Consider the following 17,721-nt stretch of genomic DNA (forward strand, 5'->3'; position numbering starts at 1 on the left):
AGAGAACCGCGAGCCGGTTTGGAACTGCGAAGTTTTTAGAATCTACGCCGGAGCGAACGCCGCATAACCACGCTATTCCACCGTCACCGATTTCGCCAGATTGCGCGGCTGGTCGACGTCAGTGCCAATGAACACGGCGGTGAAATAGGCGAGCATCTGGATCGGCAGCGCGTAGATGATCGGCGAAATGATCTCCGGCACCTCGGGCAGAATGATCGTCTCCATCGACTTGATGCCGGCCTGCGCCGCGCCCTTGGCGTCGGTGATCAGGATGATCTTGCCGCCGCGTGCCGCCACTTCCTGCATGTTCGACACGGTCTTTTCGAAGATGCGGTCATGCGGCGCGATGACGATCACCGGCATGTTCTCGTCGATCAGCGCGATCGGCCCGTGCTTCAGCTCGCCGCCGGCATAGCCTTCGGCGTGGATGTAGGAAATTTCCTTGAGCTTCAGCGCCCCTTCCATGGCCAGCGGGAAATTGGTGTCACGGCCGAGATAGAGCACATCCTTGTAGCGCGACAGCTCGCGCGAGATGCGCTCGATCTGCTCGTCGAGCTTCAGCACCTGGGTGGCGAAACGCGGCGCTTCGGAAAGCTCGCGCACCAGCTGCTTTTCCTGATCGGGCGAGATCGTGCCGCGCGCCACTCCCGCGCGCACCGCCAGCGCGGCCAAGACGGACAACTGGCAGGTGAACGCCTTGGTCGAGGCGACGCCGATCTCCGGGCCGGCAAGCGTCGGCAGCACGACGTCGGATTCGCGCGCCATGGTCGATTCCCGCACATTGACGACGGCGCCGATTTTCATGCCGGCCTGGCGGCAATAGCGCAGCGAGGCAAGCGTGTCGGCGGTCTCGCCCGACTGCGAGATGAAGAAGGCCGCGTCATTGGCCGAAAGCGGCATCTCGCGGTAGCGGAACTCGGAAGCGACATCGATGTCGACCGGCAGCCGCGCATAGCGCTCGAACCAGTATTTCGAGATCAGCCCGGCGAGATAGGCGGTGCCGCAGGCCGAAAGCGCCAGCCGGCCGATCCTGGCGAAGTCGAACGGCAGGTCGAGCGGCTTCGACTGGCCGGAAATGAAATCGACGTAATGCGCCAGCGTGTGCGAGATCACCTCCGGCTGCTCATGAATTTCCTTTTCCATGAAATGCCGGCGGTTGCCCTTGTCGACCATGAAGCTGGTCGAAAGCGACTGCTGCCGCTTGCGGTCGACCTTGTTGCCGTCGATGTCGTAGATGGTCACGCCTTCGCGGCGAACCACCGCCCAGTCGCCATCCTCCAGATAGGTGATCGAGTTGGTGAAGGGCGCCAGCGCGATGGCGTCCGAGCCCAAAAACATCTCGCCCTCGCCATGGCCGACGGCCAGAGGCGGACCGTTGCGGGCGCCGACGATCAGGTCCTCGTCGCCCTGGAACATGATCGCCAGCGCGAAGGCGCCGGACAGCCGCTTAAGCGCCGCATGCGCAGCCTCCACCGGCTTCAGCCCTTTGGCTAGCTCGCGCGCCACCAGATGCGCCACGACCTCGGTGTCGGTCTGCGAGGCGAAGCTGTAGCCGTCGCGGGTGAGCTCGTCGCGCAGCTCGGCGAAATTCTCGATGATGCCATTGTGGACGATGGCGACGCCGTTGGAAAAATGCGGATGCGCGTTGGTCTCGTTGGGTACGCCGTGTGTCGCCCAGCGCGTGTGGCCGATGCCGATTGTGCCGTCGAGCGGCTCGTCCTTCAGCCGGCGTTCGAGGTTGATGAGCTTGCCTTCGGCGCGGCGGCGTCCGAGCTCGCCCTTCTCGATGGTGGCGACACCGGCCGAGTCGTAGCCGCGATATTCAAGCCGCTTCAGCGCGTCGACGATGAGCGGCGCGACCTGCGAATGGCCGACGATTCCAACGATACCGCACATGGCGCTTGCCCCCGATTCCCAGCGGAAAACCCGGCGTTATCTAGGGGTTGCCGGCCTGCCGCGAAAGTCACTTTGCGTTTCGTTCCATGTCAGCGGAACGGTCTTTTGCTCCATGCACCATGCCAGACGGCGCTTGCAATCCAGTTACTCCAATTGTTCGCCTTTTCAGGCATTTGGTTCTCTTTTCGGCAAGATTTGGCTAAATGTCGGGCCATGAGCGAACCCACCACGACACTCTGGCGTCCGATCGGACCCAAGAAGTTGGAACTAATCAAGGCTTCGGGCATGCGCGAATTTCCGCCGCGCCTGCGATCAGCCGATCTTCTATCCCGTGCTCACCGAAGCCTATGCGGTCCAGATCGCCCGCGACTGGAACGTACCGGCGAGCGGCTCCGGTTTCGTCACCCGCTTTGAGGTCCTGAAGAGCTTTCTTAGCGGCTACAGGGTCGAGCATGCCGGCAGCAAGGCGCATCTCGAATATTGGATACCCGCCGAGGACCTGCCTCAATTCAACAAGGCGATCGTCGGCAAGATCGAGGTGACGGCCGCCTTCGGCAAAACCACCGAGAGCACCGCCTGAAACGCTACTCCGCCGCCGCTTTCTTCCTTGCCGCTGCGGCCGAGGCGAAGCGCTCGCGCAATTCCTTGCCCTTGCCGGGGATCGTCTTCTGGCGGGCACGGCCGAAAGCCAGCGCATCGTCAGGCACGCTTTCGGTGATCACGCTGCCGGAGGCGATATAGCCGCCCTTGCCGATCGTGACCGGCGCCACCAGCGAGGAATTCGAGCCGACAAAGGCGCCCTCGCCGATATCGGTGAAGAATTTCGAGTAGCCGTCATAGTTGCAGGTGATGGTGCCGGCGCCGATATTGGCCCCGGCCCCGACGCGCGCGTCGCCGATATAGGTCAGGTGGTTGACCTTCGCGCCTTCTTCCACTGTCGACTGCTTGACTTCGCAGAAATTGCCCACCTTGGCCTTTTTCCTGAGGTCGGCACCAGGCCGCAGCCGCGCGAACGGCCCGACCTCGCAATTCTCCGCGATGGTAGCGCCCGTCATATGGCTAAAAGCATGGATCGTGGCGCCGGTGGAAATCTTGACGCCCAGGCCAAACCACACATTCGGCTCGACGATCGTGTCGGCGCCGATCTCGGTGTCGTGCGAGAAATAAACGGTTTCGGGCGCGATCAGCGTCACGCCGGACAGCATCGCCTCGCGCCGCCGGCGCGCCTGCCAGATCGCTTCCGCCTCGGCAAGCTCGGCCCGGTTGTTGATGCCGAGCGCGCTCTCGAAGCCCGCCTCGGTGGCCACCACGTCGAGCCCCTCGGCGCCGGCGATCTCGACGATGTCGGTGAGGTAGAATTCGCCCTTGGCATTCTTGTTGCCGACTTTGTCCAGCAGCCGCAGCGCATGGCTGCCCGCCACCGCCATCATGCCGGCGTTGCAGAAGCCGATCTTCTTTTCCTCCTCCGAGCAGTCCCTTTCCTCGCGGATGGCGACGAGCTTGCTGCCCTTCTCGACCAAACGGCCATAGCCGGCCGGGCTTGGCGGTCGAAAGCCGATGACCGCCACCGCGGCGCCCTCGGCGAGCTTCTGCCGCGCGGCGGCCAGCGCCTGCGCATCGATCAGAGGCGTATCGCCGAACATGACGAGGATGTCGTCGTAACCCTTTGATATCGCTTCGCGAGCAGCCAGAACAGCATGCGCGGTGCCGAGCCGCTTCTCCTGCACGAAAGTCTCCGCCTTGGGCGCGAATTTCTGTGCTGCCTTGCGCATCTCGTCGGCGCCGTGCCCGATCACCAGCGCCAGGCCCGTCGCGCCGGCCGCCTCGGCCGCTTTCACGACATGCGCCACCATAGGCAGGCCGGCTATGGCATGCAGCACTTTTGGCATCGCGCTTTTCATGCGCGTGCCCTCGCCGGCGGCGAGGATGACGGACAGGCAGGATCTCTGGCTCATGGATGGCAACCGTATGAAAGGGCTTGAATCAATGCATGCTAGCAGCGGCGTAATGCTGCACCAATGCGGTTAAATTCCGGTGAGATGGCGGAGCGAGGTCTCCAAGCGCGGATGTCCGGTGAGGTTCCAGATACAAAAGCACCGCCGCGGTGACGTCAGCCGGTTACATAGGTCAGGAAATATCCCCGGCCTGCTGGGAGTGCTGTGTCAGCATCGGCGGAGGCCGCGCGAGCGTGTCGTCGGTTCTCTGTTGGCGGGGGCGACTCGAACGCTCCACGCCTCGAAAGCGGGATAGCGAATTCTCGTGAAGGCAAGGTCAAACTGCGTTTCCGTTCCATATCGGCGGAGACTGGGAGAGAGATGGATACCATGCGCGCGGCGCGTCTGGAAGTTGGCAGGACATGGACGCGGGGCGGCCCGCGTGCAGGCGTATGGCCGAGCACGCAGCGCCACCTCGCAGCGATCCTGGCTTGCGACGTGGTCGGCTACTCGCGCCTGATGGAGCGCGACGAGCGTGGCACGCTCGAGCGGCTCAAGACCTACCGCAAGGATCTCCTCGAACCGCTGGTCTCCGAGCACCACGGTCGGGTCGTCAAGCTCACCGGCGACGGCATGCTTTGCGAGTTCGCGAGCGTCGTTAACGCGGTGACCTCGGCGATGGCGATCCAGCAGGCCTTGGCGGAACACGAGTCGGAGACGCCCGAGGAAGAGCGGATTCGCTTCCGCATCGGCGTCAATCTCGGGGACGTGGTCTGCGAGGAGGACGGTGACATCTACGGCGACGGGGTCAATATCGCCGCCCGCCTCGAAAGCGTCGCCGATCCAGGCACCGTGGTCGTCTCGGGTACCGCCTACGACCACCTTCAGGGCAAGCTCGACTGCGGCTTCACGCCGCTTGGCGACCTGCGCCTCAAGAACATCGAGCGGCCCGTGCGCGCTTACCGCGTCGAGGCCGACGCCAGCGCCGCACCGCCTCCCCTGCCCGAGAAACCCTCGATCGCGGTTCTGCCCTTCACCAACATGAGCGGCGACCCCGACCAGGAATACTTCGCCGACGGGCTGGTGGAAGACATCATCACGGGATTGAGCCGGGTGGACTCCTTCTTCGTGATCGCCCGAAACTCGTCCTTCACCTACAAGGGCCGGGCCGTGGACCTGCGCCAGGTCGGGCGCGAGCTGGGCGTCCGCTACGTGCTTGAAGGCAGCATCCGCCGAGCAGGTTCGCGGGTTCGCATCAGTGGGCAGTTGGTGGACGCGATCAGCGGGCACCATGTCTGGGCCGACCGCTTCGAGGGCGATATGTGCGACATCTTCGACCTGCAGGACAAGGTGACCGAGAGCGTCGTCGGCGCTGTCGAGCCGAGCATCCGGCTGGAGGAAATCAAGCAGGCGCGCATGAAGCCGACCGACTACATGAGCGCCTACGACCTCTACCTTCGCGCGCTGCCGTGCTTCTACAGCATGACCCGCGAAGGCTTTGCCGACGTGCGACGGCTCACCAACGAGGCGCTCAGCATCGATCCTGGCTTCAACTTGGCGAAGGCACTCGGCGCCCATATCCGCAGCATCTCCGTGAGCCAGTGCTGGCACGAGCCCGACGATACCAGAGTCGCCACGCGCATGGCGCGCGAGGTACTGCCGGAAGCGCGCGACGACCCCACGAGCCTGCGCTTCGCCGCGCAGGTCATTGCCTACAGCGCGAAGGACTACGAGATGGCGCTGGCCACTATCGAACGATCCCTGCGGCTCAATCCCAATTCGGCGCAGGGCCATACGAGCTGCGGCTGGGTCAACGCACATTCCGGCCGCCCGCTCGTCGCTATCGAGCATTTTCATAGGGCAATGCGGCTGAGCCCGGTCGATCCCGAGAAAGGCATCGCGCTCTCGGGCATCGGGATGAGCTACCTGATGCTCGAGCGCTACGAGGAAGCGCTGGCATGGGGTGAACGCGCGCTGCACGAGATGCCGAACTACGGCTCCTCGCACCGGGTGGTGATCATGGCGCTGGTCAAACTCAATCGGTTGGACGAGGCGCGGGCGGCGGCGCAGCGGCTGATGGAGGCGTTCCCGACCTACACGCTCACCCTGCAGAGACAGATCAACCCATGGCAGGACAAGGTGTTCGGCGAGCGTTACGTCGAGGCCTTGGGCGTCGCCGGCGTGCCGGAGTGATCGTCGCGCATAAAATGGCAGCCTACCCCAGTCGCCCCAGCACCGGGAAATTCTCCAGCAGCCAGTAGGACGCACTCTGCACGCCGCCCGTGAGGAAAAATACGCCGGCGACGACCAGCAGCGCGCCGATGCCCTTCTCGACGCGGCCGAGATGGACGCGGAATTTGCCGAGGAAGCGCATGAACGCACCGGAAAACAGCGCCGCGATCAGGAACGGGATGCCCAGCCCGAGCGAATAGGCGGCGAGCAGCAGCGCGCCCTCGCCGACCGTCTCGCGCCCGCCGGCCAAGGTCAGGATCGGCCCCAGCACCGGCCCGATGCAGGGCGTCCAGCCAAAGGCGAAGGCCAGACCCATGACATAGGCGGCGACCATGTTTGCGGGCTTGCCCTGCGACTGGAAGCGCGCCTCGCGCGACAGCAGCGGAATGCGCAATATGCCCAGAAAATTCAGCCCCATGATGATGATGAGTGCGCCAGCCGCCATCGCCAGCGGCTCCTGCCAGACCCGCAGCAGCCTGCCGATGGTCGAGGCGCCGGCGCCCAGCGCGACGAACACCGTGGAGAAGCCGAGCACGAAAGCAAGCGAGGCATAGAGCAGCGCGCCACGCGTGCCTTCCCGCGCCGTCATGGCATGATTGCCGCGGAAATCGTCGACCGACACGCCGGCCATGTAACAGAGATAGGGCGGCACCAGCGGCAGCACGCAAGGCGACAGGAACGAGATCGCTCCCGCCCCGACCGCGCTGACATAGCCGATGTCCAGTGCCATTCCATGAGTCCCGATTGTGCTGGCGTCGATATAGCGATGCGGGCGTGCGCCTGCCAATCACCATTGTGTGGCAAGTCGCCGCTTCGCCAAAGGAAGAAACGGGCTCCACAACGCGTTGACCGAATGAGCGCGCGACTGCCGCGCGCTTGTTCAGGGAGATTTATCATGAAAATGATCGCACTCGGGTTTGCCGCCCTTCTGCTCGGCACCGCCGCGTCCCAGGCCGCCGAGGCCTGGAAGGAAGCCTAAGTGGGCGGCACCAAGATCTACACCGACGCCAAGGGCATGACCCTCTACACTTTCGACAAGGACGAGAAGGGCAAGTCCAACTGCTATGACAAATGCGCCGCCAACTGGCCGCCGCTGAAAGCCAAGGCAAGCACGAAGACCGAAGGCGAATGGTCTGTCGTCAAGCGCACCGACGGCACCAATATGTGGGCCTATGACGGCAAGCCGGTCTACACCTTCGTCAAGGACAAGAAGGCCGGCGACATGAACGGCGAAGGCGTCGCCGGAGCCTGGCACGTCGTGAAGGCAGATTGAGCTCGCCTCATTGAGCGATCCGGCTGCCGGGTTCCTTGATCCGGCAGCCAGTCCTCTTTCCGCCGGTCGTCGCCGGTTCGGGGCGCGCACGCCTCCGTCGCCAAAAAAGTGATCTTTGCCATACACTCTAAGAGTGTATCGTCGGCGGCCGCTTCCCAAATTGGCCGCTTCCCCTTGACCGATTGCAAAAGCACGGCCATTTGAGCGACGAAAAGAGTGGGATTTCGTCGTGCGTCGCGGAGTTCTTCCGCCACCTCACAGCTGATTAAAGAGACCTCATGGACGTCGTCGTCGTCGAATCGCCGGCCAAGGCGAAGACAATCAACAAATATCTCGGCAAGAACTATAAGGTTCTGGCCTCGTTCGGCCATGTCCGCGATCTGCCGGCCAAGGACGGCTCGGTTCGCCCGGACGAGGACTTTGCCATGTCCTGGTCGGTCGACACGGCGTCCGGCAAGCGCCTCGCCGACATCGCCAAGGCGGTCAAGGATGCTGACGGCCTGATCCTCGCCACCGACCCGGATCGCGAGGGCGAGGCGATTTCATGGCATGTGCTGGAAGTGCTGAAGCAGAAGCGCGCGCTGAAGGACAAACCGGTCAGCCGCGTCGTCTTCAACGCCATCACCAAGGCCTCGGTGCTCGACGCGATGGCCAATCCGCGCCAGATCGATGCGCCGCTGGTCGACGCCTATCTGGCCCGCCGCGCGCTGGACTATCTGGTCGGCTTCACGCTGTCGCCGGTGCTGTGGCGCAAGCTGCCGGGCGCCCGTTCCGCCGGCCGCGTGCAGTCGGTGGCGCTGCGCCTCGTCTGCGACCGGGAATCCGAGATCGAGCGCTTCATCCGCGAGGAATACTGGCAGATCGCCGCCATCCTCAACACGCCGCGCAACGACAGTTTCGAGGCGCGGCTCACCGCCTTTGCCGGCAAGAAGCTGCAAAAACTCGATATCGCCAACAAGGCGCAGGCCGACGACATCAAGGCGATGCTGGAAGGCGCGACCTTCAAGGCATTGTCGGTCGAAGCCAAGCCGACAAAGCGCAATCCCGGCCCGCCCTTCACCACCTCGACGCTGCAGCAGGCCGCCTCGTCCGGCCTCGGCTTCTCGGCGACGCGCACCATGCAGGTGGCGCAAAAGCTCTACGAAGGCATGGATATCGGCGGCGAGACCGCCGGCCTCATCACCTATATGCGAACCGACGGCGTGCAGATGGCGCCGGAGGCGATCGAGGCCGCCCGCAATGCCATCGTCAGCGAATTCGGCGCGAAATACCTACCGGAGAAGCCGCGTTTCTACACCACCAAGGCCAAGAACGCCCAGGAAGCCCACGAGGCGATCCGCCCGACCGATTTCCGGCGCACGCCGGCTTCCGTTCGGCAATATCTCGACGCCGACCAGGCCCGCCTCTACGAGCTGATCTGGAAGCGCGCCATCGCCAGCCAGATGCAGCCGGCCGAGATCGAGCGCACCACGGCCGAGATCGAGGCCGTCAACGGCGCTCGCACCGCCGAGTTGCGCGCGATCGGTTCGGTCATCCGCTTCGACGGCTTCATCGCCGCCTACACCGACCAGAAGGACGAGGACGCGGAGGACGAGGAGAGCCACCGCCTGCCCGAGATCCGCTCCGGCGAGCAACTTGCCCGCCAGGCGATCAACGCCATCCAGCACACCACCGAACCGCCGCCGCGCTATTCCGAGGCGTCGCTGATCAAGAAGCTGGAGGAGCTCGGCATCGGCCGGCCATCGACCTACACCGCGATCCTGAAGACGCTCGAGGATCGCGACTACGTCACCATCGACCGGCGCAAGCTGGTGCCGCAGGCCAAGGGCCGGCTGCTCTCGGCCTTCCTCGAAAGCTTCTTCGAGCGTTACGTCGAATATGATTTCACCGCTTCGCTTGAAGAGAAGCTCGACGAGATTTCCGACGGCAAGCTCGCCTGGAAGGACGTTCTGCGCGACTTCTGGAAGGATTTCTCCGGCGCCGTCGACGACATCAAGGAATTGCGTGTCACCGACGTGCTCGATGCGCTCAACGAAGAGCTCGCGCCGCTTGTCTTCCCGGAGCGCGAGGACGGCTCCAACCCGCGCATCTGCCCGAAATGCGGCACCGGAAATCTGTCGCTGAAGCTCGGCAAGTTCGGCGCTTTCGTCGGCTGCTCGAACTATCCGGAGTGCTCCTACACCCGCCAGCTCGGCGACGCCGCCAACCCCAATGGCGAGAACGGCAATGGCGAGGACGGCGTCAGGCTGCTCGGCAAGGATCCTTACACGGCCGAGGAAATCACGCTGAGGAGCGGCCGCTTCGGTCCCTATATCCAGCGCGGCGAAGGCAAGGACGCCAAGCGCTCGAGCCTGCCCAAGGGCTGGACGCCCGAGTCGATCGACCACGAGAAGGCGCTGGCCCTGCTGGCGCTGCCGCGCGACGTCGGAAAACATCCCGAAACCGGCAAGATGATCTCGGCCGGCCTCGGCCGCTACGGCCCGTTCGTGCTGCATGACGGCACGTACGCCAATCTGGAGAGCATCGAGGACGTGTTCTCGATCGGCCTGAACCGCGCCGTCTCGGTGATCGCCGAGAAGCAGCAGAAGGGCAAGGGCGGCCGCAACGGCGCCACGCCGGCGGCGCTGAAAGAGCTTGGCGACCATCCGGACGGCGGCGGCAAGATCACGGTACGCGACGGCCGCTACGGGCCCTATGTCAATTACGGCAAGGTCAATGCGACGCTGCCCAAGGGCAAGGACCCGCAATCGGTGACGATGGAAGAGGCGCTCGCCCTGATCGCCGAAAAGGAAGCCAAGGGCGGAGGTGGCAAAAAGCCCTTCCGCAGGGCGGCGAAGAAGGGGTAGCAGGACGTGGCGCGCAGGATCTCCGGAAGAAGCCACGGCGATCCGCGCCACGCCGACACGAGGGCCAAGGTCAAGGACGACTATCGGCCCTCGCGCGACGAGATCCTGCGCTACATCGCCGAAAATCCCGACCGCTCCGGCAAGCGCGAGATCGCCAAGGCCTTTGCGCTGCGCGGCGAGGATCGCGTCTGGCTGAAGGACATGTTGCGCGATCTCCAGGATGAAGGTCTGCTCAACAAGGAGCGCAAGCGCCTGACCCGCGCCGGCGCAGTGCCTCACGTCGCCGTGCTCGATATTTTCGGCCGAGACGAAGACGGCGTGCTCCTGGCCAATCCGAGCGAATATACCGGCGCCGGTTCTGCGCCCGTCATCGCCATCCGCATCTCGCGCGGCGCCGGCGGCCCGGCGCCCGGCATCGGCGACCGTGTGCTTGCCAAAACCTTCCCGACCGACGACCCGTCGGGCCCCGCCTATACCGGCCGGGTGATGAAGATCTTCGAGAAGCGCAGCGACGCGGTGCTCGGCGTCTTCCGCGTGCTGAAGGACGGCACGTTCCGCATCGAGCCCGTCGAACGCCGCCAGCCGGAGCTGATCGTCGACAAGGAATTCCAGAATGGCGCCCGGAACGGCGATCTCGTCGAGGTCGAGCCGGCGCGGGCATCCCGTTACGGGCTGCCCAGGGCAAAAGTGCTGGCCGTGCTGGGATCCTTGAGCAGCGAAAAGGCGGTCTCGATGATCGCCATCCATGCCCACGACATTCCCCATGTCTTTCCCGCGGACGTGATTGCCGAGGCCGAAGCGGTGAAACCGCCGACGCTCGATCACCGCGAGGATTGGCGCGACCTGCCTTTGGTGACCATCGATCCGGCCGACGCCAAGGACCATGACGATGCTGTCTTCGCCACGCCCGACACGGACGAGAAGAATCCCGGCGGCGTCGTCGTCACCGTGGCGATCGCCGATGTCGCGGCCTATGTGCGCTATGGAAAGCCGCTCGACCGCGAAGCCCTGAAGCGCGGCAATTCGGTCTATTTCCCGGACCGGGTCGTGCCGATGCTGCCCGAACGCATCTCCAACGACCTCTGCTCGCTGCGCGAAGGCGAGGACCGGCCGGCCATCGCGGTGCGCATCACCTTCTCCTCGGAAGGCCGAAAGCTGCGCCATTCCTTCCACCGTGTGATGATGAAGTCGGCGGCCAAGCTCGCCTACCCGCAGGCGCAAGCCGCGATCGACGGCGTGCCCGACGACAAGACCCGGCCGCTCCTCGACAGCGTCCTGAAGCCGCTCTGGGATGCCTATGCCGTGCTGAAGCGCGGCCGCGACGCCCGCCAGCCGCTGGAGCTCGACCTGCCGGAACGCAAGATCCTGCTGAAGCCGGACGGCACCGTCGACCGGGTCGTCGTGCCGGAGCGTCTCGACGCGCATAAGCTCATCGAGGAGTTCATGATCCAGGCCAATGTCGCGGCCGCCGAGACCCTGGAGGGCAAGAAAGAGCCCCTCGTCTACCGCATCCATGACGCGCCGTCGCTCGCCAAGCAGGAATCGCTGCGTGAGTTCCTGCAAACGCTCAGCCTGTCTCTGGCGCGCGGCGCGCAGATGCGGCCCAGCCAGTTCAACGGCATTCTGGAGCGGGTGCGCGGTGCCGACAACGAGGCGCTGGTCAACGAAGTGGTGCTGCGCTCGCAGAGCCAGGCGGAGTACTCGCCGAAGAACATCGGCCATTTCGGCCTCAACCTCCGTCGCTACGCGCATTTCACCTCGCCGATCCGCCGCTATGCCGATCTGATCGTCCACCGGGGGCTTATCTCGGCGCTTGGACTTGGGCCTGGCGGGCTGACGCAGCAGGAGGCGGACCGGCTGGAAGAGGTCGCCGCGCTGATCTCGGCCACGGAACGCCGCGCCATGGCCGCCGAGCGCGATACGGTCGACCGGCTGATCGCCGCCTATCTCGCCGAGCGCGTCAACGACACGTTCGACGCGCGCATCTCCGGCGTCACCAAGGCGGGGCTGTTTGTCCAATTGCCGCAGTATGGCGCCGACGGCTTTATTCCGGTGTCAACTCTGGGCGGCGACTACTATATCTATGACGAAACCGCCCGATCGCTGTTCGGCGAACGCACCGGCAAAGGCTATCAGCTTGCCGACCGCGTCGAAGTTCGGCTGGTCGAAGTCGCGCCGATGGCCGGTGCGATGCGTTTCGAGATGCTGACCGACCCGAAGCCCCTGCCCGGCTCGAGGCGGTCGTTCCACAAGGCCAAGGGCCGCGCCCGCGCGTCGCAACCGCGCGTCGGTCCGCGCGGCAGGAGAAGATGATGCCAGGCGATTCGCATGTGGAAGAACAGGTTTTTGGTGGCGAGCATCACTCTGGCCGTGTCGCCCGTCCGCTGTGGACGGCGATCAAGCCCGGCCTTCTCGGCCGTTGCCCGCGTTGCGGCGAAGGCAAGCTGTTTTACGCCTTCACCAAGACCGTCGACACGTGCAGCGTCTGTGGCGAGGAGATCCATCACCATCGCGCGGACGACCTGCCTGCCTATCTGGTCATTGTCATTGTCGGCCACATCGTGGTTGGCTCGTTCATGGCAGTGGAGGCGACCACCACGCTGTCAAACTTACAGCACGCGCTGATCTGGGTGCCGCTGACCATCATTCTCGCGCTCGCACTTTTGCAACCGGTCAAGGGCGCCGTCATCGGCCTGCAATGGGCGCTTTATATGCACGGCTTCGGCGGCGAGAAGGATGAATTCGAGAGCCATTCGTAAGCCAGGTCGCACCGCTGTCCGCCCTGGTTCAAAAGCCGCGACGCGCAAGCCACTTTCACAGCAAGGAAGTTTCCGCTAGGTCGGGCGCATGGAAGGAATGACCAAGGCGGATGTCGACAAGCCCGATAAGGGCCTGGCCGTGCGCAGCGGCCGGGCGCTGCGTCCGCGTGATGCCGCGACCCTTATTCTGCTCGATCGCCAGGGCAAGGATGTCCTGGTGCTGATGGGCAGGCGACACGCCAGGCATGCCTTCATGCCCGGAAAATACGTCTTTCCCGGCGGCCGCACCGATCCCGCGGACAGCTGCATTGCCGTCGGCGCGCCTCTGCGCGGCGAAGAAGAGAAAAAGCTGGTCGCCGGCCCCGGCCGGGCCAGCGCGGCGCGGGCGCAAGCAATCGCCCTGTCGGCGATTCGCGAGACCTATGAGGAAGCCGGCCTGCTGATCGGCCGCAAGGGCGCCTTCTCGACCGCGAAGCGCGACTGGCAGGGTTTCGCCGAACATGGCGTCATCCCGTCGCTGGACGTGCTCCGCTTCGTCGCCCGCGCCATCACCCCGCCCAATCGCGTGCGCCGTTTCGACACGCGCTTCTTCAGCGCCTGGCGCCACGACGTTGCCGTGGAATTGCCCGGCGGCGGCCCGACCAACGAGCTGGAGGAACTCGTCTGGCTGCCGCTTGCCGATGCCCGCAAGGCCGACATCCCGGACATCACCGGCATGATCCTGGAAGAACTGGAAGGTCGGCTTGCAGACGATCCCTTGCTGCGGCCGGGCGGCGCCGTGCCGTTCTTCCGGCTCGTCCGCAACCGCTTCGTCCGCGAAGTTCTTTAGAAGCAGAGCATTTTGGTCCCATGACGGTCGATACCCAACAACAGGGCGACGAACGCGTACACTGGCTGCCGATGGTCGCGGCTATCTCCTCGATCAGCGTCGTCGGCATCGCCATCGGCCTCGGCATGCCGCTGCTCAGCGTCATTCTGGAAAGCCGCGGCCACTCCGCATCGATGATCGGCCTCAACACGGCCGTCGCCGGCCTCGCCTCGATCGCCGGCGCGCCTCTGGCAACCCCGCTTGCCATGCGGCTTGGCGTCGCCTGGACCATGCTGTTGATGATCGCCATCGGCGCGCTCGCCTTCGTCGGCTTTCACTTCGCGCCGGATTTCTGGATGTGGTTCCCGCTCCGCGTCGCCCTGCATATCTCGCTGACGGTGCTGTTCATCCTGTCGGAATTCTGGATCAGCACCTCCGCGCCGCCGAACCGCCGCGGCCTTGTGCTTGGCATCTACGCCACCGTGCTGTCGCTCGGCTTCGCCGCCGGACCCTGGCTGTTCGCCCATCTCGGCAGTTCGGGCTTCCTGCCATTCGGCGTCACCATAGCGCTGGTGACGCTTGCCGCGATTCCGGTGCTGGCGGCCCGCAACGAGAGCCCGACAATCGTCGCCGAGAGCGAGACCAGCCATTTCCTGCGCTACATCTGGCTGGTGCCGACCGCGACCTTCGCCGTGCTTGTCTTCGGCGCGGTCGAGACCGGCGGTTTCTCGCTCTTCCCCGTCTATGGCAGCCGGATCGGCTATTCGGAGGCCGACGCTGCACTTCTGCTGACGATGATCGGGCTCGGCAACGTGCTTCTGCAGATCCCGATCGGCATGATCAGCGACCGTGTCTCGGATCGGCGCCATCTGCTTCTGGGCTGCGCCACCGTCGGCCTGATCGGCACCGTATTCATGCCCTTCTTCGCGCAGAACTGGCATCTTATGGCCGCCCTTTTGTTTGTCTGGGGCGGCGTCGTCGCGGCCATGTACACGATCGGCCTTGCCCATCTCGGCTCGCAGCTTTCCGGCCATGAGCTGGCATCCGCCAACGCGGCCTTCGTGCTGTGCTACGGGGTCGGCATGGTGATCGGTCCGCAGGCGATCGGCATCGGCATGGACGCCTTCGGCCCCTCGGGCTTCGGCTGGTCGCTGGCCATCTTCTTCGCCGCCTACATGCTTCTGGTCCTGGTCAGGCTGGTGCGCAAGATTCTCTAGCGGCGGACGCCGCCGGCATCGGACATCCTGACATCACCGTGTCAGCAGCACCCCTGCTATACCTTGGCTCCAACGCCAGGCAGGAGAATTGCGATGATCGACAGCGGCTTTGAAACCAAATCCCTCAGGATGGAACTGCTTCTGCTCGTCACATTCCAGGCGCCGGTTGCCGATGTCGAGCGTATCATGGAGGCGGTAGTGGCGATAACGCCGCTGCGCATGGGCAAATATGACAGCAACGCCTATCAGTCGGCGCAGGGCATCGAGCGCTATCGGCCGCTCGACGGCGCCGCCGCCGGCGCCGAGAACGAACTGCGCCGGCGGCCGGGCACCGTCGAAGTGTCATTCGAGATCGCTGACGACCAGGCGCTCGCCGCCCGTGTCGTCGAGGCGATATTCCAGGCCCATTCCTATCAGGAGCCCGTCATCCGCATCCAGCCGCTGCTCGCCAGCCGCTCCAAGGGCCTGGACGACCGCGCCAATCCGAATCGCAGGTGGAACACGACCGGCGACTGGAAAAAGAAGGGGCAGCTGGTCGAGCATAGCGCTTGAAGCGGTGAAATCGCCCATGCCGAAATTAGACGAAGAAGGCGCCCGGGCTTGACTTTCCGGGCGCGTTCTTTATGTGTCGCGCCAAGTTTCCCGCGTCCGGGTGTTTTCCCCGTGCTCCAGCGGCCAAAACTCCACGAACATTAACGGACGAACATCATGGCCAAAGCCGCAAACATCAAGATCAAGCTTCTGTCGACCGCCGACACCGGGTTCTTCTACGTGACCAGCAAGAACAGCCGTACCAAGACGGACAAGCTCTCGTTCCGCAAGTACGATCCGGTCGCCAAGAAGCACGTCGAGTTCAAGGAAACCAAGATCAAGTAATCCGGTTTCCCGCCGCGTAAGCCAAAAGCGCCGCCCTTGGGGCGGCGTTTTTGTTTTCAGGAGGGACCGGCGGCAAGGTAGCCGCGCCGCTGTTCAGCGCTGGTTCGCGGTCGGTTCAGTCTTGAAAAAAAGGGGGCCGGTCGGCGTTTGGCAGCGGTACGAGGAGGCCACTATGTGCCAGCGCCGGCCGGCCGACCCCACGGACCCAGGAGATGCGGCGGACCTGAGCATCATGGGGTATTTTTCGGATCGAGCCGGCTAGTCTACCCTCGTGCCGGCCTTGCCTTCTGTCTATGCCGCAGATTTGCGCAAGACCTTATAAAAATCAACCATTTCTTAACCACCGCTCGCGAATCGCTTGGGTTAAGGTAAATTCCTAACCTTGTAGGGACGGCCGGGAATCGGCGCCTTTGCAGGCACGCCGCTGAAGCGCGAACATGCGCGAAATCTAAATCTAAAGCATAAACAGCGGGTCGGGAAGATGGCGAGGCGCTTCAAGCCGCCTTGGCGACCACCCGATTGCGGCCGCCGCTTTTGGCTTCATAGAGCGCAAGGTCGGCGCGCTTCATCAGTGCCGCGACGCTGTCGGTTCCGTTCAGAAGCGAGGATACGCCGACGCTGACGGTCACCTCGATCGTCTTGCCGTCGTTCCCGATGGCAAAAGGCGCCTGGGCGATCTCGGCGCGGATGCGCTCGGCCACCTTCTCGGCGACCGCGCCGTCCGTGTCGGGCATGACCACGACGAACTCCTCCCCGCCGAAGCGGCAGGCGAGATCGATGCCGCGCACATTCTTGCGCAGCCGTCTGGCGAATTCCCGCAGCACATCGTCGCCGCCGTCATGGCCATAGGTGTCGTTGATCAACTTGAAGCGGTCGAGATCGGTGATCATCACCGACAGCGGCCGCCGCCGCGCTGCGGCGCGATCGAACAGCGTCTGCAGGTGGCTGTCGAGGTAGCGCCGGTTGTGCAGCCCGGTCAGCCCGTCGATCACCGCCATCTCGATCGTCTGGGCAACGCTGGCGCGCAATTGGTCGTTGTAGCGCTTGCGCCGCACCTGTGTGCGCAGCCGCGCCATCAGCTCGTGCTGGTCGATCGGCCGGATCAGGTAGTCGTTGATGCCGAGCTCCAGTCCGCGCAGGATGCGGCCCTCCTCACCCTCGTCAGCGAGCAGCATGATCGGCAGGAAGCGGGTGCGGTCGAGCGAACGCAGTTGCGAGCAAAGCCTCAGCGCATCGAAGCCGGAGAAGGCGGTCGAGATCAGCACGCATTCATACGGCATCTCCGCCGCCTGGAAGAACCCTGCATTTGGATCGGTCGCGACATCGAGCTCGGCGCTGAGGCGCAGCATCTTCTGGATGCGTTCGACCGAGGATCTGCGCTCGTCGATGAGAAGCACCTTCGGCTTGACGTCTTCGGTCGCGAAATCACGGCTCAGAAGTTCCTCGATCCCGATATTGCGCGTGGTCGAGGCGCGCAGCCTGAGCTCGTCGGTCAGCGACTTCAGCCTGACGAGGCTCTTCACGCGCGTCATCAGCTGCAGGTCGTTGACCGGCTTGGTCAGGAAATCGTCCGCGCCGGCCTCGAGGCCGCGCACCCGGTCCGAGACCTGGTCGAGCGCGGTGATCATGACCACCGGTATATGCGAGGTCGCCGGATCGCCCTTCAGGCGCTTGCAGACCTCGAACCCGTCCATGCCTGGCATCATCACGTCGAGCAGCACGACGTCGACCTTGCCGTTCTCGCAGGTCTCGATCGCATCCGGGCCGTTATTGGCCGTCAGCACCTCGAAATACTCGGCAAGCAGCCGAACCTCCAGCAGCCGCACATTGGCGGGGATATCGTCGACGACGAGGATCCGCGCGGTCATCAGAAAACTCCG

At 64.4% G+C, this 17,721-nt stretch carries 12 protein-coding genes and 2 pseudogenes; 10 read left to right on the forward strand and 4 right to left on the reverse strand.

Annotated elements, in window-relative coordinates:
* Positions 1-72: 72 nt before the first annotated feature.
* The gene (gene glmS / locus EJ068_RS01430; protein ID WP_129554447.1) at positions 73-1,896 is read right to left on the reverse strand and encodes a glutamine--fructose-6-phosphate transaminase (isomerizing); all 1,824 of its coding nucleotides are present in this window, start codon (positions 1,894-1,896) and stop codon (positions 73-75) included.
* 213 nt (positions 1,897-2,109) lie between these two features.
* Between glmS and EJ068_RS01435 the strand changes: the two are divergent.
* Positions 2,110-2,476, forward strand: a pseudogene (locus tag EJ068_RS01435) (ADP-ribosylation/crystallin J1).
* Between the two features lie 4 nt (positions 2,477-2,480).
* Here the strand turns inward: EJ068_RS01435 and glmU are convergent.
* A complete protein-coding gene (glmU, locus tag EJ068_RS01440) occupies positions 2,481-3,851 on the reverse strand; it encodes a bifunctional UDP-N-acetylglucosamine diphosphorylase/glucosamine-1-phosphate N-acetyltransferase GlmU (protein WP_127250157.1) in 1,371 nt (456 codons plus the stop codon).
* 360 nt (positions 3,852-4,211) lie between these two features.
* On the opposite strand from glmU, the gene EJ068_RS01445 reads away from it, so the two are divergent.
* Complete coding sequence (locus EJ068_RS01445) at positions 4,212-6,023, forward strand: adenylate/guanylate cyclase domain-containing protein (protein ID WP_245463311.1); 1,812 nt, start codon at positions 4,212-4,214, stop codon at positions 6,021-6,023.
* A gap of 22 nt (positions 6,024-6,045) precedes the next feature.
* Here the strand turns inward: EJ068_RS01445 and EJ068_RS01450 are convergent, their stop codons facing one another.
* Complete coding sequence (locus tag EJ068_RS01450) at positions 6,046-6,792, reverse strand: cytochrome c biogenesis CcdA family protein (RefSeq protein WP_126082398.1); 747 nt, start codon at positions 6,790-6,792, stop codon at positions 6,046-6,048.
* A 165-nt stretch (positions 6,793-6,957) separates the two neighbouring features.
* Between EJ068_RS01450 and EJ068_RS01455 the strand changes: the two are divergent.
* The 8 genes and pseudogenes from EJ068_RS01455 to rpmG all read left to right on the forward strand — a co-directional run bounded on the left by EJ068_RS01455 (position 6,958) and on the right by rpmG (position 15,841).
* Positions 6,958-7,335: pseudogene (locus EJ068_RS01455) on the forward strand (hypothetical protein).
* A 278-nt stretch (positions 7,336-7,613) separates the two neighbouring features.
* Positions 7,614-10,181, forward strand: coding sequence for a type I DNA topoisomerase (gene topA / locus EJ068_RS01460; RefSeq protein WP_127250155.1), 2,568 nt, complete (start codon positions 7,614-7,616; stop codon positions 10,179-10,181).
* Positions 10,182-10,187: 6 nt separating this feature from the next.
* Complete coding sequence (gene rnr / locus EJ068_RS01465) at positions 10,188-12,494, forward strand: ribonuclease R (protein WP_127250154.1); 2,307 nt, start codon at positions 10,188-10,190, stop codon at positions 12,492-12,494.
* The gene (locus tag EJ068_RS01470) at positions 12,494-12,940 is read left to right on the forward strand and encodes a DUF983 domain-containing protein (protein WP_127250153.1); all 447 of its coding nucleotides are present in this window, start codon (positions 12,494-12,496) and stop codon (positions 12,938-12,940) included. Before rnr ends, EJ068_RS01470 begins: the two co-directional genes overlap by 1 nt.
* 88 nt (positions 12,941-13,028) lie before the next feature.
* Positions 13,029-13,769: an NUDIX hydrolase gene (locus EJ068_RS01475; protein WP_127250152.1), complete on the forward strand. Its 741-nt coding sequence runs from the start codon at positions 13,029-13,031 to the stop codon at positions 13,767-13,769.
* A gap of 20 nt (positions 13,770-13,789) precedes the next feature.
* Positions 13,790-14,965 (forward strand): MFS transporter, encoded by a 1,176-nt coding sequence (locus tag EJ068_RS01480; protein ID WP_126060507.1) that lies wholly within the window; start codon positions 13,790-13,792, stop codon positions 14,963-14,965.
* 93 nt (positions 14,966-15,058) lie between these two features.
* Positions 15,059-15,517, forward strand: coding sequence for a hypothetical protein (locus EJ068_RS01485; RefSeq protein WP_127386062.1), 459 nt, complete (start codon positions 15,059-15,061; stop codon positions 15,515-15,517).
* A 156-nt stretch (positions 15,518-15,673) separates the two neighbouring features.
* Positions 15,674-15,841 (forward strand): 50S ribosomal protein L33, encoded by a 168-nt coding sequence (rpmG, locus tag EJ068_RS01490; protein WP_006201775.1) that lies wholly within the window; start codon positions 15,674-15,676, stop codon positions 15,839-15,841.
* Between the two features lie 494 nt (positions 15,842-16,335).
* Here the strand turns inward: rpmG and EJ068_RS01500 are convergent, their stop codons facing one another.
* Positions 16,336-17,709: a PleD family two-component system response regulator gene (locus tag EJ068_RS01500; RefSeq protein ID WP_127253010.1), complete on the reverse strand. Its 1,374-nt coding sequence runs from the start codon at positions 17,707-17,709 to the stop codon at positions 16,336-16,338.
* Positions 17,710-17,721: the final 12 nt, after the last annotated feature.

The sequence above is a fragment of the Mesorhizobium sp. M2A.F.Ca.ET.043.02.1.1 genome (genome assembly GCF_003952405.1).
In the GTDB taxonomy this organism is placed as follows: domain Bacteria; phylum Pseudomonadota; class Alphaproteobacteria; order Rhizobiales; family Rhizobiaceae; genus Mesorhizobium.

What these genes read in the sequence shown, in the direction of transcription:
- EJ068_RS01480 (WP_126060507.1), top strand. Translation starts at nt 13,790, where the DNA reads ATGACGGTCGATACCCAACAACAGGGCGACGAACGCGTACACTGGCTG.
- EJ068_RS01445 (WP_245463311.1), top strand. Translation starts at nt 4,212, where the DNA reads ATGGATACCATGCGCGCGGCGCGTCTGGAAGTTGGCAGGACATGGACG.
- EJ068_RS01470 (WP_127250153.1), top strand. Translation starts at nt 12,494, where the DNA reads ATGCCAGGCGATTCGCATGTGGAAGAACAGGTTTTTGGTGGCGAGCAT.
- EJ068_RS01485 (WP_127386062.1), top strand. Translation starts at nt 15,059, where the DNA reads ATGATCGACAGCGGCTTTGAAACCAAATCCCTCAGGATGGAACTGCTT.
- rpmG (WP_006201775.1), top strand. Translation starts at nt 15,674, where the DNA reads ATGGCCAAAGCCGCAAACATCAAGATCAAGCTTCTGTCGACCGCCGAC.
- EJ068_RS01475 (WP_127250152.1), top strand. Translation starts at nt 13,029, where the DNA reads ATGGAAGGAATGACCAAGGCGGATGTCGACAAGCCCGATAAGGGCCTG.
- glmS (WP_129554447.1), bottom strand. Translation starts at nt 1,896, where the DNA reads ATGTGCGGTATCGTTGGAATCGTCGGCCATTCGCAGGTCGCGCCGCTC.
- EJ068_RS01500 (WP_127253010.1), bottom strand. Translation starts at nt 17,709, where the DNA reads ATGACCGCGCGGATCCTCGTCGTCGACGATATCCCCGCCAATGTGCGG.
- glmU (WP_127250157.1), bottom strand. Translation starts at nt 3,851, where the DNA reads ATGAGCCAGAGATCCTGCCTGTCCGTCATCCTCGCCGCCGGCGAGGGC.
- EJ068_RS01450 (WP_126082398.1), bottom strand. Translation starts at nt 6,792, where the DNA reads ATGGCACTGGACATCGGCTATGTCAGCGCGGTCGGGGCGGGAGCGATC.
- topA (WP_127250155.1), top strand. Translation starts at nt 7,614, where the DNA reads ATGGACGTCGTCGTCGTCGAATCGCCGGCCAAGGCGAAGACAATCAAC.